8 protein-coding genes are annotated in these 12958 nt (G+C 70.6%); 6 read left to right on the top strand and 2 right to left on the bottom strand.

Annotated elements, in window-relative coordinates:
- Positions 1–3 precede the first annotated feature (3 nt).
- Positions 4–735, bottom strand: a complete 732-nt coding sequence (locus tag JAV51_RS16005; RefSeq protein WP_197321537.1) for a hypothetical protein — start codon at positions 733–735, stop codon at positions 4–6.
- Between the two features lie 309 nt (positions 736–1044).
- On the opposite strand from JAV51_RS16005, the gene JAV51_RS16000 reads away from it, so the two are divergent.
- Genes JAV51_RS16000 through JAV51_RS15990 form a run of 3 tightly spaced genes read left to right on the top strand, consistent with a single transcriptional unit; the run spans position 1045 to position 2669 of the window.
- Entirely contained in the window at positions 1045–2193 is a 1149-nt protein-coding gene (locus JAV51_RS16000) for an FAD-binding oxidoreductase (RefSeq protein ID WP_197321536.1), read from the top strand.
- The gene (locus JAV51_RS15995) at positions 2186–2434 is read left to right on the top strand and encodes a phosphopantetheine-binding protein (RefSeq protein WP_197321535.1); all 249 of its coding nucleotides are present in this window, start codon (positions 2186–2188) and stop codon (positions 2432–2434) included. The genes JAV51_RS16000 and JAV51_RS15995 overlap by 8 nt, the downstream gene beginning before the upstream one ends.
- Positions 2435–2447: 13 nt before the next feature.
- Complete coding sequence (locus JAV51_RS15990; protein ID WP_197321534.1) at positions 2448–2669, top strand: MbtH family NRPS accessory protein; 222 nt, start codon at positions 2448–2450, stop codon at positions 2667–2669.
- A 93-nt stretch (positions 2670–2762) separates the two neighbouring features.
- Here the strand turns inward: JAV51_RS15990 and JAV51_RS15985 are convergent, their stop codons facing one another.
- A complete protein-coding gene (locus JAV51_RS15985; protein WP_197321533.1) occupies positions 2763–3623 on the bottom strand; it encodes a hypothetical protein in 861 nt (286 codons plus the stop codon).
- Positions 3624–3908: 285 nt separating this feature from the next.
- Here JAV51_RS15985 and JAV51_RS15980 point away from each other — a divergent pair, with 285 nt between their 5' ends.
- Genes JAV51_RS15980 through JAV51_RS15970 form a run of 3 tightly spaced genes read left to right on the top strand, consistent with a single transcriptional unit; the run spans position 3909 to position 12957 of the window.
- A complete protein-coding gene (locus JAV51_RS15980; RefSeq protein ID WP_197321532.1) occupies positions 3909–9881 on the top strand; it encodes a non-ribosomal peptide synthetase in 5973 nt (1990 codons plus the stop codon).
- Between the two features lie 19 nt (positions 9882–9900).
- Positions 9901–11406, top strand: a complete 1506-nt coding sequence (locus tag JAV51_RS15975; RefSeq protein WP_197321531.1) for a serine hydrolase — start codon at positions 9901–9903, stop codon at positions 11404–11406.
- Between the two features lie 18 nt (positions 11407–11424).
- Positions 11425–12957, top strand: coding sequence for a long-chain-fatty-acid--CoA ligase (locus JAV51_RS15970; protein WP_197321530.1), 1533 nt, complete (start codon positions 11425–11427; stop codon positions 12955–12957).
- Position 12958 lies beyond the last annotated feature (1 nt).

The raw sequence follows: 12958 nt of genomic DNA, 5'->3' as shown, positions 1-12958 counted from the left end.
CTCCTACTCGCCCAAGTCGTCGCGCGCCTCGGTCGGCAGCCCCTGCGGGATCGCCGTCCAGACCGCCGTGGCCGTCGCGATCGGACGTCGCGCTGCGGTGTACACCGTGCTGCCGACGGTCGTCGTGCGACCGTGCGTACCGAGTCGGGTGGCGACCACGAGGTGTGGTGCGCCCGGTTCCGGAACTCCGTGCGACGCCACCGCGAACCTGCTGAGAACCATCGGGTGCCGCGAGGGCTCGACCCATCCGCCAGGGCAGTCGAGCACGCTCCACACCTCTTCCTCGGTGCCCTCCCGGGGCGTCCAGGGGCAGGCGACGGTGTGGGGACTCCCCGGTACGGGGCCCGGAGTCAGCCGTAGACCCGAGCCGTCGGGGCGGTCGTGACCACACACGAAGCACGTCGGGAAGGGGTGACGGGTGAACCCCGGGAACGCCTGGGCCGCCGCCGTGGCGGTGGACAGGTCGACCGGCGGCACGGCGGTGGGTTCCCGCCCTGCCGGAGCGACCGTGGCGACCAGCGTGTCGTCCGCCCGGACTGTGGTGCGGTGCGGCCCGGGAACGACGGTGAGCGGCACGTCCAACGGTGGCGGCGCGAGGAGGGTCACCGCGGCCGGCGACGGCAGGCCCGAGGCCCGCGCGAAGACGGCGCAGGCGTAGCCTCCGTGAGCCGACTCGGCCGGACCGTTGTAGACGCGAGGAATGGTGACGCTCGTCGTCGTGCCTGCGCTTGCCACGAGAGTCGATGGTGGCGGTGGCGCGGATCACCGAGATGGCAGCGAACCCGCCGACGACGTCACCGATCGGCGCAGCTCAGGCCCGTCGGTGCCGGGAGGACCACGGGTTTCCCACGGCGGTGGCGGCGTCGACCCGGCCCGTCCGCGGGCGGGCACCGGTTCCCGTACCCAATCCGCCGCGCACGTCCACCGGAGTGGACTGTTCTCGCTCTCCACCGGGCGTGGCCGGACCCGCGGGTGACCGGTACTCGCCAGCCCGTTCGGTGACCATCGGAAGCCACCTGTCCCACGCGTGGAGGGAGTCGTGGCGTGATCCTGCCGTCGTCCGCCGACGTCGTGATCATCGGCGGTGGTGTGATCGGGACGAGCATCGCCTTCCACCTCGCGGAGGCCGGAATGCGGAACGTCGTCCTGCTCGAACGAGGTGAGCTAGGTTCCGGATCGACCAGCCGGGCAGCGGGCGGGGTGCGGGCGCAGTTCTCCGACGAACTCAACATCCGCCTCGGCGCGCACAGCATGGCCGCGTACCGGCGGTTCGCCGATCGCCCCGGGCAGGAGATCGACCTGCACACCTCCGGGTACCTGTTCCTGCTGTCCACACCGGAGCAGGTGACGTCCTTCGAGGAGAGCGTGGCCCTGCAGAACTCGTTGGGGGTGCCGAGCAGGCTGGTGGATCCGGCCGAGGCCAGGCACCTGTCCCCGCTCGTCGACACCGAGGGCGTCCTCGCCGCGGCCTTCTCGCCGGACGACGGGTACTGCACGCCCGAGTCCGTGGTGCTCGGCTACGCCACCGGTGCCCGCAGGCACGGTGCCACGCTCGTCACGCACTGCGAGGTGACCGGGCTCAAGACCTCCGGCAACGACATCCACGCCGTCGAGACGACGCGCGGATCGATCGCCACGTCCACGGTGGTGTGCGCGGCGGGCGCCTGGTCCACCGCCGTGGGCGAGATGGTGGGGGTCCGATTACCGGTCACCCCGTACCGGCGTGAACTCGCGTTCACGGAGCCCATCGACGCGGACGTGCCGATCCCGATGACCATCGACTTCTCCTCGGCCTTCTACTTCCGGCGCGAGGGACGCGGGGTGATGTTCGGGATGTCCGATCCCGAGGAGCCTCCGGGGTTCCGCACCGACCGCAGCGAACGTTGGTTGGAAAAGCTCACCGAAGCCATCGCCGTCCGCACGCCGAGCCTGTTGGACGTCGGCCTGGCTAGCGGGTGGGCGGGGCTCTACGAGGTGACCCCGGACCACAACGCGCTCATCGGTGAGGCGCCGGACGTGGGTCGATTCCTCTACGCCACGGGATTCTCCGGCCACGGCTTCATGCAGGGGCCGGCCGTCGGTGAGGTCGTCCGGGATCTCGTGCTGGGCCGGGAGCCGTTCGTCGACGTGGGGCGACTCGACGCGCGGCGATTCGACAACGCCGAATTGCGAACGGAGAGCAACTATGTCTGACCGGCCGGACCTCGCCGAGGTGGTCGCAGCCTCGTGGCGGACGGTGTTGGACGTGACGGAGGTGCACGACGACGACGACTTCTTCGAACTGGGCGGCAACTCCATCATGGTGACCCGCATCGTGTCCTACCTGCGCCGGGAACTCGGTGTCGAGGTGGACATGCTCCAGGTGTGGGACACGCCCACGTTCGGAGATTTCCGTGCCGCGGTCGAGAAGGCCGCCGGCGCGCAGGCACACTGACCGAGGGAGCACGATGAGCGAGCAGACCGACAACACGGGCGAGACGCGGTACCACGCGGTGGTCAACGACGAGGAGCAGTACTCGATCTGGCCTGCTCACCGGGAACTCCCGGCAGGCTGGCACGAGACGGGTGTGTCGGGGTCGAAAGAGGACTGCCTCGACCACATCGAGCGGGTCTGGACGGACATGCGTCCCAAGAGCCTGCGCGAGCGGATGGCAGCCCACAACGGTTGACGGTGATGCCGGGTGGTGCGTGGCCCACCCGGCATCACGGTGCCATGCGACGGTCGTTCGGCACTCGGTGCCGGGCGTCTGGTCGGTGCGGGGTCAGGTCCACCACAGGAATTCGTCGCCGACAGTCCCGGTGAAGCAGGTCAGCAGCAGTCGGCCCCGGTCGGTGGCCGAGCCGCTGCCGAGCACCGCGTGCACCAGGTTCCCGTTGATGACGCACAGATCGCCCGTGGCCACGGGAACGACCATGCTCGGGTGATCGGTGAGCAGGTCGGGTGGGTACGGGAATCCGCTGTGGGTGAGCCCGAGTCGGTGCTTCGTCTCGGCGTCCGGGAACACGTTCCACAGCTTCAACTGGCCGGTGCCGCCCTCAGGCACGTAAGGGTAGGCGTTGACGGCCATCACGCGCTCGATGCGTTGGATCTCGAACCCGGCCTGCAACGGGTCGCTGAGCTGGGCGAGGTCGTCGTGCGGCAGGAGCAGGTACTCGCCGCCGTCGTTGTTCCAGCACACCGCCTTGGAACCACCCGCGGTGCGACCCTCGTGGGCAGCGGCTCGACCCGTGCCGACCGTCTTCCCGATGCGCTCGCAAAGCGCCGACATCGGGTCGGTGGTGCCCGCGTAGAGCTCGGCGACGGCGTCGGCCTGCGCGGCCGCCTCGTCAAGGTAGTCCTTAGTGGACTTCTCGATGTGCGAGGCGCCGAGGATGTACGCCTCGACCCCGTCGGCTCCCTCGCCGTAGCGGGGTGTGCGCCGTGAGGAGTTCCAGAAGTTGTCCTTGATCGTCCGGCACTGGTCCTCGGAGAGGAAGTTCCTCACCCGGTAGGCGGCCAGTTCGCCGTGCAGGACGTCGAGCACCCGGTCGATGTCCAGCGTGCCCACCGTCTCGTGCAGCCGGAAGCGGTCGTCGGGCAACGCCTCGCCGGTGATCTGTGATGTGGTGACTTCGGTCGTCATGGTCCTCCCGTCGTCTGCTCCACCATGGTGGTGCCGTCGTGCGGGGGAAGGTGGGCAGCGGCTGGACAGTCGACTCCGAGCGGGACTCCAGGTCAGGGCCGGTCCTGCGGACGGGCACCGGGGTCCGCTACGGGTTCCCGGCGTGCCTGCGCTCGGGTGCGGTCGCGCTCCCGTATCCGGTCCATGTGGCGGGCCGGGAGTGGGCCGCGGACCTGCGGTTTCGCAGGGAACGCCGTGTCACGCGCGTGCCCACCGCCCGCCAGTTCGCTCCGCAACGATGGGCGCATGACAGCGGCACATCAGGCGGCGGCACGCCGACGGGAGCTGCTCGACCTGCTCCTGCGGCGCGAGGGTCGATCCTCCGGAACCATCGAACGGGCGGACCGGAGCGCACCGCTTCCGCTGTCGTTCGCCCAACAACGGTTGTGGGTGCTCGACCGACTGATCACGCGCAGTCAGGTCTACACCGCGCCACTGGCCTACCGTGTGCGCGGACACCTCGACGTCGAGGCACTGCGGACCGCGTTCACGGAGATCGTGGCCCGCCACGAGAGTCTTCGGACCACGTTCGCCGTGCACGACGGCGCACCGGTGCAGGTCGTCGGCAAGCCCCGCGCCGTACCGATCGAGGTGGTGGACCTCAGCGATCTCCCGGCCGACGAAGCGGAGGCACGGGCCCGGCAGCTCGCCCGTGAGGAGGCCGCCCGGCCGTTCGACCTGGAGCGAGGCCCGTTGCTGCGGGTCGGTGTGCTGGAGCTGGCCCGGGACGACCGGGTCCTGCTGCTCACCATGCACCACATCATCACCGACAGTTGGTCGGTCGGGGTGCTGTTCCGTGAGCTGCGTGCGAGCTACGAGGCAGCGCGCGCCGGCCGTCTGTCCGGGCTGCCCGAGCTGCCCGTCCAGTACGCCGACTTCGCCGCGTGGCAGCGGTCGCCGGAGAACGTGGAGCGGCTGAAGGCCGAGCTGGACCACTGGGTCGAGACGATGCGGGGGGCGCCGCAGATCGTCACGCTGCCGCCGGACCGGCCGCGTCCCGTGGTGCCGGAGTACAACGGCGCCGAGCACCTGTTCACCGTGTCGGCGGAGACCGCCGAACGCCTGCGTGCGCTCGCGCGGGACGAGAACGCCACGCTCTTCATGGTGCTGCTGGCCGCGTTGAAGGCACAGCTCGCCCGCTACACCGGTGAGACCGACGTCGTGGTCGGGTCGCCGGTCGCCGCGCGCGACCGGGTGGAGCTGGAGCCCCTCATCGGGTTCTTCATCAACAGCGTCAACTTGCGCACCGACGTCGGGGGCGATCCCACGTTCCTCGACCTGCTCCGGCGGGTCCGGAACACCGCGCTGGACGCGTTCGACCACCAGGAGCTGCCGTTCGACATGCTCGTCGACGAGCTGCAGCCGGTGCGTCAGCTCAGCATCCACCCCCTGCACCAGATCAGCTTCCAGGTGACCGAGCGGCGCGACCGGTCGTCCGGGCTGCTGCTCGCCCAGGTCGAGGGCGGGGTCGGGGAAGAGGCCCTGGTCCTGCCGGACGTCGAGGTCGAGGCGTTCCCGACCGGCACCGGCACGAACCACTTCGACCTCGCGATGGGGTTCGCGGAAAGTGCGGACGGGTTGGTCGCGCGGATCGAGTACTCCACCGATCTCTACGACGCGTCCACCATCGAACGCTTCGGTGAGGGATTCCGGGTGTTCCTCGACGCCGCGGCGGCTCGGCCGCGGACGCGGATCGGGCAACTGCCGATGCTCGGGGAACGCGATCTTCACCGAATCCTGGAGGAGTGGAACGACACCACGCGGTCTGATGTGGACGAAGCGTGCCTGCACGAGCTGATCGCCGAACAGGCGCGTCGCATCCCCGAGGCCGTCGCGGTGCGCGGCGAGGGCCGGCAGCTCACCTATGCCGAGCTGGATGCCCACGCCAACGCGCTGGCCCACCGCCTGCGCGAACTCGGCGCGGGTCCCGAGCGAATGGTCGCCGTGTGCGCGGAACGCTCGGTGGAGACGGTGGTGGCGCTGGTCGGGGTGATGAAGGCGGGCTCGGTCCTCGTCATCTTCGACCCGGAACAGCCCGAGAGCAGACTGCGTGAGCTGCTCGCCGACACCGGTGCCCTCGCCGTGATCACGCGGCGAGGGGAGCACACGAACCTGCCGGACGGCGTCGTCCCGATCGTGGAACTGGACGCCGACCTGACCGTGCTCGCGGATCACCCGACCACTCCCCCGCGGACGGGGGTGCTGCCCCACAACGCCGCGCACGCCGTCTACACGTCCGGCTCGACCGGGAAGCCGAAGTGCGTCCTCACCCCTCACCGTGGGGCTGCGAACCTGATCGCGTGCGACACGGCCGAGTTCGGACTCGGGGAGGGCGACCGGCTCGTCCAGAAGGCGCCGTTCACGTTCGACGCGTCCATGTGGGAGGTCGTCTGGCCGCTCACGGCGGGCGCCACCGTCGTCGTCGCCAAGCCGGGCGGGCAGCGAGACCCGAAGTACCTTGCTCGCCTGATCCGCGAGGAGCAGGTCACGCTCGTGCACTTCGTCCCCGTGATGCTGCGGGCGTTCCTCAACGAGCCGGAGGCCGCGCGGTGTTCGTCCCTGCGGCAGGTGCACTGCGGCGGTGAGGCGATCACACCCGACCTGGTCGAGCGGTTCCATGAGGTGCTGCCGTGGGCCGAGCTGCACAACCAGTACGGTCCCGCGGAGGTGTCGGGCCAGACCAACTTCTGGCGGCTGGAGCCGGGGGTCGTGCGGATTCCGCTCGGCAAGCCGACCTGGAACACGCGTCAGTACGTGCTCGACCCCAACGGGGTTCCCGTGCCGCCCGGGGTGACCGGTGAGCTGTACCTGGCGGGGCGTGGTGTCGCCCGGGGCTACCACAATCGGCCGGGGCTGACCGCGGAACGCTTCCTGCCCGACCCTTTCGGCCCTCCCGGCACCCGGATGTACCGCACCGGGGACCTGGTGCGGTGGATCGGAGACGGCAACCTGGAGTTCGTCGGGAGAGCCGACCACCAGGTCAAGATCCGTGGGTTCCGGATCGAGCCCGGTGAGATCGAGGCGCACCTGCGCGCCCATCCCGCCGTGCGTGCGGCTGTCGTGGTCGCCAGGGAGGACGGTCGCGGCGACAAGCGCCTCGTCGCCTACGTCGTCGCCGACGACTCGGAGGCGGCCTCCCCCGCGACACTGCGGGCCCACCTGGTGGAGCGGGTGCCGGAGTACATGGTGCCGAGCGCGGTCGTGCTGCTCGACGAGTTCCCGCTCAACGCCAACGGCAAGGTGGATCACAAGGCCCTGCCCGAACCCACCGTCGTCACGGCCGGGCGTACGGTGGCGTCGCCGAGAACCCCCGCCGAACGGGCACTCGCCGAGGTGTGGGCCGCGGTGCTCGGCCTCGACCAGGTCGGTGTCGACGACAACTTCTTCGGGCTGGGCGGCGACTCCCTGCAGGCGATCGAGGTGGCGTCGCGTGCCGAGACGGCCGGCTATCGCATCACCCCGAACCAGCTCTTCCAACACCAGACCCTGGCCGAACTCGCGGTGGCGGCGGTTCCGTGCGAGGCGGAGTCGACGACCACGGCGGAACAGACGGAAATCAGCGGTCCGGTCCCGCTGACCCCGATCCAGCTCGACTACTTCGCCGAGGGCGACCCGGAACGCGATCACCTCGCCCAGTACGTCGTCCTCGACCTCTCTTCGGACCTCGACCTGTCCGTCCTCGACACGGCGCTCGACCGGCTCGTCGCGCATCACGACGGCCTGCGGGCAGCATTCACGCGCGAAGCCGACGGGTGGGCCCAGCGCATCCTGCCGCACCGTACGGTTCCCCGAATCGAGCGCGTCGCCGGCGAGCGGGACGTCGACGAGCTGGTGCGGCTCGCGGTCGATGGATTCGACCTCACCGCCGGGCACCTCGTCCGGGCCGTGGCGTCCGGGCGCACCTTGGTGTTGGTCGTCCACCACCTGTGTGTCGACGCCGTGTCCTGGCGAGTGCTGCTGGAGGATCTGGCCCGCCTGTGCGGCGGCGACCCGCTGCCAGCCAAGACCACGTCGGTGCGGACCTGGGCGCAGCGGTTGCGCGCCTACGCCACCAGCTCCGAACTCGCTGCCGAGATCGAGACCTGGACCTCGCTCGTCCCGGCCGAGGTCGTTGCGCTGCCCCGGGATCGGGGCGAGCCGGGGAGCCCGGGCACGCGCGCCACCATGGCGGTCGTCGAGACGGAGTTGCCGGTCGGGGACACCCGTGTGCTGCTGACGGACGTGCCGACGACGTTCGGCGCCGAGGTCAAGGACGTGGTGCTGGCCGCGTTGGCGCTCGCGTTGCGTCGGTGGACCGGCTCGTCGCGCGTGCGGGTGGACGTCGAGGGCCACGGGCGGGAAGCGCTGTTCGACGACGTCGACCTCACCCGCACGGTGGGCTGGTTCACCTCGGTGTTCCCGTTCGCCGTCGACCTGCCCGACCCGGACGACGTCGAGGCGTGCCTGCGGACGGTGCGCGAGACCGCGGCCGTGATCCCGAACCGGGGGATCGGGTACGGCATCGCACGCCGACTCGGCGAGGCCGACCCGCTGGCTGCGTTGCCGGCGGCCGAGGTCCAGCTCAACTATCTCGGCCGGGCCGACTCGGCGGAGTCCGAAGGCGACTTCTTCCGGCTCGTCGGCGACCCGCTGCGAGCGTTCGGAGCTCCCAGCCGCCCCCGGCCGTATCCGATCGAGGTGGTGGTTCGGGTGCAAGACGGCCGACTGCGCATCAGCCTGTCCCACGACACCGCCGCGTTCGACACCGCGACGATCGAGAAGCTGGGCTGGCGCATGCTCACCGTGTGCGCCGAGATCGCCGAGGCGGCCAGTAAGCCCGACGCCGGGTTCCGCATCGGCGCCGACTTCCCGTTGGCAGGCTTGTCCACAACGGAATTGACCCGGGCGTTCGGGTCCTGCCGGGGGATCGAGGACCTCCATCCGCTGTCCCCGGCGCAGGAAGGCATCCTCTTCCACACCATCCAAAGCGCGGACGCCCGGCTGTACACCACGCGGCTCTCCTGGGAGTTCGACGACCTCGATCCCGACGCGTTCACGCAGGCCTGGCAGGAGGCCGCCACCCGGCACCCGGTCCTGCGCAGCAGCATCGCCTGGCGGCTGGTGAACCGCCCGCTGCAGGTCGTGTCCGAGCGGGTGCGGTTCCCCGTGGCGCGGCTCGACTGGTCCGGCCTGTCCCCACGGGAACGGGAACAGGCTCTCGACGATCTTCTCGCCGACGCGGCGACTCGCGGTTTCGACTTGGAGCGGGGGCCGCTGTTGCGCGTCACGCTGATCCGCGAGACCGGGTGGCGGGTGCTGTTGGAGGCCCACCACGTCGTCATCGACGGCTGGAGCAGCGCAGCGTTGATCCAGGACGTCCTCGCGATTTATCGCGCGATCCGTGACGGCGCGCCGCTGACCATTCCGTTCCGGCGACCGTTCCGCGACTACGTCGGCTGGCTGTCCGAGCGCGACACCGCGGCCGATCGGGCGTTCTGGACGCCGTACCTCGCCGGATTCCGACGACAGACTCCGCTGCCGGTGAACGACGACGGCGAAGGCGGACGGCCTCGACACGTGTTGCGACATCTGGACCTGCCTTCGGACTTCGCCGACCGGCTCGGTGCGTTCGTCCGTGACGCCCGGCTCACCCGTAACACCGTGTTCCAGGCGGCGTGGGGTCTGGTCCTCGCCAGCCACGCGGCCACCGACGACGTCGTCTTCGGGGTGACCACGTCGGGCCGCTCCGGGCTCTCCGGCATCGAGCACATGATCGGCATGTTCATCAACACCCTGCCGCTGCGGGTGAAGGTCACGGCCACCAGTCGGCTCCGGCCGTGGCTCGCCGACCTGCAGGAGAGCAGGCGGCGGATGCCGTCCGAACACGCCGCGCTGCCCGACGTGGCGCGGTGGAGCGAGGTGAACGTGCGTACGCCGCTGTTCACGAGCGTGGTGGTGTTCGAGAACTACCCGGTCGACGACACGGTCCGCGACGCCCTCCACGGCCTCGCCCCGGACAAGCTGCGCGTGGACGACTCCAACAACTACCCGCTGACCCTCGTCGTGGAGGACGGACCGGTGCTGCGGGTGCACCTGATGTACGACGCGGCCCGGATCGACGCGAACTCGATCAGGGTGCTCGACCGGAGCCTGACCGCCGCGTTGACGGCGCTCATCGATCCGACCACCGAGTCGCCCGCCGACGTCATGGCCCACATCGACGCCGCCAGGGCGTCCTGACCGCTCCACGGGAGAACGCATGTTCCACGACCTGGCCGACGCGATCGAGGAGACGTTGCCCCGCATCGTGGCCGCCACCGGCACGCCGGGTGTCGCCGTCGCCCTCGCGTCGAGCACCGAATTGCGGGGAATGGGCGCCGGGTACGCCGATCTGGCCCGCCGGGTGCCGATGACGGGGAACTCCGTGGGTACCGCGGGGTCGCTCAGCAAGCCTCTGGTCGGGCTGTCCCTGATGCGGCTCGCCGAGTCCGGGGAGATCGACGTCGACGGGCCGATCGACCCGCACTTGCCCGCGCAGGCACGGCCCGCCAACCCGGAGGCCACCGAGCCGATCACCCCCGGAATGCTCACCGCCCACGTGGGTGGTTACCGCACCGACATCATCGACGCCGAGCTGACCTCACCGCGCCCGATCGCCGAGTACGTGGCGTGGCGCCATGAGGTGGGCACGACACCCGAGTACGGCGGTGTGTGCCCGCTCTACGGCCCGCCGGGCACCTACGCCTACTCCAGCTTCGGAATGTCGGTGGTCGGGTGCGCGGTCGAGACCGTCAGCGGGCGTGACTACTCCGCCTTCGTCGACGACGTCGCGCTGACGCCACTCGGGATGCGTGACTCCGCTCTGCCGACCGGCAACCCCGGACGCTCGCGGTGGGACGAGCTCGCTGGGTCGGCGGCGTACGCCACCGGCTACATGGGCTTCGGTCCCTGGTGCGTGCCGTCCCCCGTGTTCCACTCCGCGACCTATCCGGGAGCGGGGTTGATCACCTCACCGGTGGACTACGCCCGGTTGCTCCAGTCGTTGTTGAGGACGGCGAACGGCGACGGAGACGGTGTGGTGAGTCCGGACGGCCTCGCCGCCATGTTGCGGCCCCGGGTGACCCGGTCGAGCCCGGTGACGCCCGACACCTTCGCGGGGATCGGACTGGAGATCAGCAATCCCGACCGTGACGGGCGGCTGTGGTGGTGGGGACACTCCGCGGCCTACCCGTGGGGTTACTGGTGGGACGCGCGGGTGTATCCGCACCTCGATCTGGTGGTCGTCGCCATGGCCAACAAGTGGGACATGATGCGGCTGCACAACCCCGCCGACCGGAACGCCGCGGGCATCGTGGCCCAGTGGGCGGCGCGGTGGGCGGCGTCCGGCCCGCCGTCGCGCCGGGGTGCGGCGGCACCGCGCCGTGAGGCGCCCGCGCTGACCCCGGAGACGTCCGCGCTGATGGGCGCGGTAGCGGGGGAACGGTCGTACGCCGCACTCGGACTCTCCGACCGGTTCGACCCCGGCACGGTCAAGGCCATGGCCGAGAACGCCCGCCCGTTCGACGCCAGCACCCCGCCCGGGCCCGACGTGGACGCGTTCGCCGACGGGGTGGAGGAGATGGCGATGCTCGCACCCGACCCGGAGGCGATCAGGGCCTACGCCCGCCGTCAGGGCGCGGACGCGGCGCTCTGGGCGCTGGAGTGCGGCGCGACGGCTGCTCAACTGCCCCTGCCCGCGCCCGTGTTCTCCGCCCCGCACAAGTAGCCGCACGGAGGAATCCGGATGTACCTGACCCAGCCGTTGCACCGCGCGTTGCAGCAGCACCCTGACCGGATCGCCACGATCCACGGCGACCGGGTTCGCGACTTCGAAACGCACGTCGAGCGAGTCGCTCGGCTCGCCGGTGGGCTCCGTTCGCTGGGGGTCGGGTCCGGCGACCGGGTGGCGATGTACGCCCTGAACTCGGACCGGTACCTGGAACATCTCATGGCGGTGCCCTGGGCGGATGCGGTCCTGGCCCCGGTGAACACGCGCTGGGCCGAGCCGGAGGTGGTGTACGGCCTCAACGACTGCGACGCCAGGGTGCTCGTCGTCGACGACACCTTCGCCTCGGCCGTGCCCACCCTGATGGCCGAGTGTCCGGGCGTGAAGCACGTCGTGTACGCCGGTGAGGGCGCGACACCCGAGGGGTGTGTGTCCTACGAGGACCTCGTCGCGAGCTCCGATCCGGTTCCGGACGCCCGACGCGGTGGGAACGAGCTGGCGGCGCTGTTCTACACCGGAGGCACCACGGGCGCGCCGAAGGGGGTGGCGTTGAGCCACGCCGGGATGCTGACCTCCGCGCTCGGGTGTGTGGCGTCCGGCTTCATGACCACACCCGGCGGCCGGTTCCTGCACGCCGCCCCGATGTTCCATCTCGGGGACCTCGCGCACTGGGTGATGCAGTCGCTCACGGGCAACACCCAGGTGACCATCCCGTCCTTCGAACCGGCCGCGCTGCTCACCGCGTTGCCGAAGCACGGGATCACCGACCTGTTCCTGGTGCCGACCATGGTGCGGCTCGTCCTCGACCACCCGTCCTTCGACCCGGCGGCGTTCGCCGGACTGCGCCGACTGGTCTACGCCGCGGCGCCGATGCCCGCCGAACTGCTCGACCGGTTCTCGGCACTGTTCCCGCACGTGGAGCTCGTGCAGGCGTACGGGATGACCGAGTTGTCGCCCGCGATCACGTTGCTGAGCCCGGCCGACCACGCGGGACCGCACCGCTACTCGGCGGGTCGCGCGGCCCCGCACGCGGAGGTCCGCATCGTCGCCGAGGACGGGCGCGAGGTGCCGAGGGGAACCGTCGGGGAGATCGTCACGCGCGGTGGGCACCTGATGCTCGGGTACTGGGGCAAACCCGAGTTGACCGCCGAGGCGGTACGGGACGGCTGGATGCACACCGGCGACGCGGGCTACCTCGACGAGGACGGCTACTTGTACGTGGTCGACCGGATCAAGGACATGATCATCACGGGCGGCGAGAACGTCTACTCCGCCGAGGTGGAGAGCGTCTTGCACGAGCATCCGCTGGTGGCCACGTGTGCGGTCGTCGGCGTGCCGGACGCGCGCTACGGCGAGCGGGTGCACGCCGTCGTCGTGCCTGCCGAGACGGGCAGTCCGAGCCCGGAAGAGCTGGACGCCTTCACACGGGCGCGGCTGGCCAACTACAAGGTCCCCCGTGGCTACGACTTCGTGGCCGAACTGCCGCTCTCCGGCGCCGGGAAGGTGCTCAAGCACGAGTTGCGTCGCCGGTTCGGCTCAAGAGACCGGTGAG

This window comes from Saccharomonospora sp. NB11, from assembly GCF_015910535.1.
Taxonomy (GTDB): domain Bacteria; phylum Actinomycetota; class Actinomycetes; order Mycobacteriales; family Pseudonocardiaceae; genus Saccharomonospora.
This window is presented reverse-complemented; position numbering and strand designations above follow the sequence as displayed.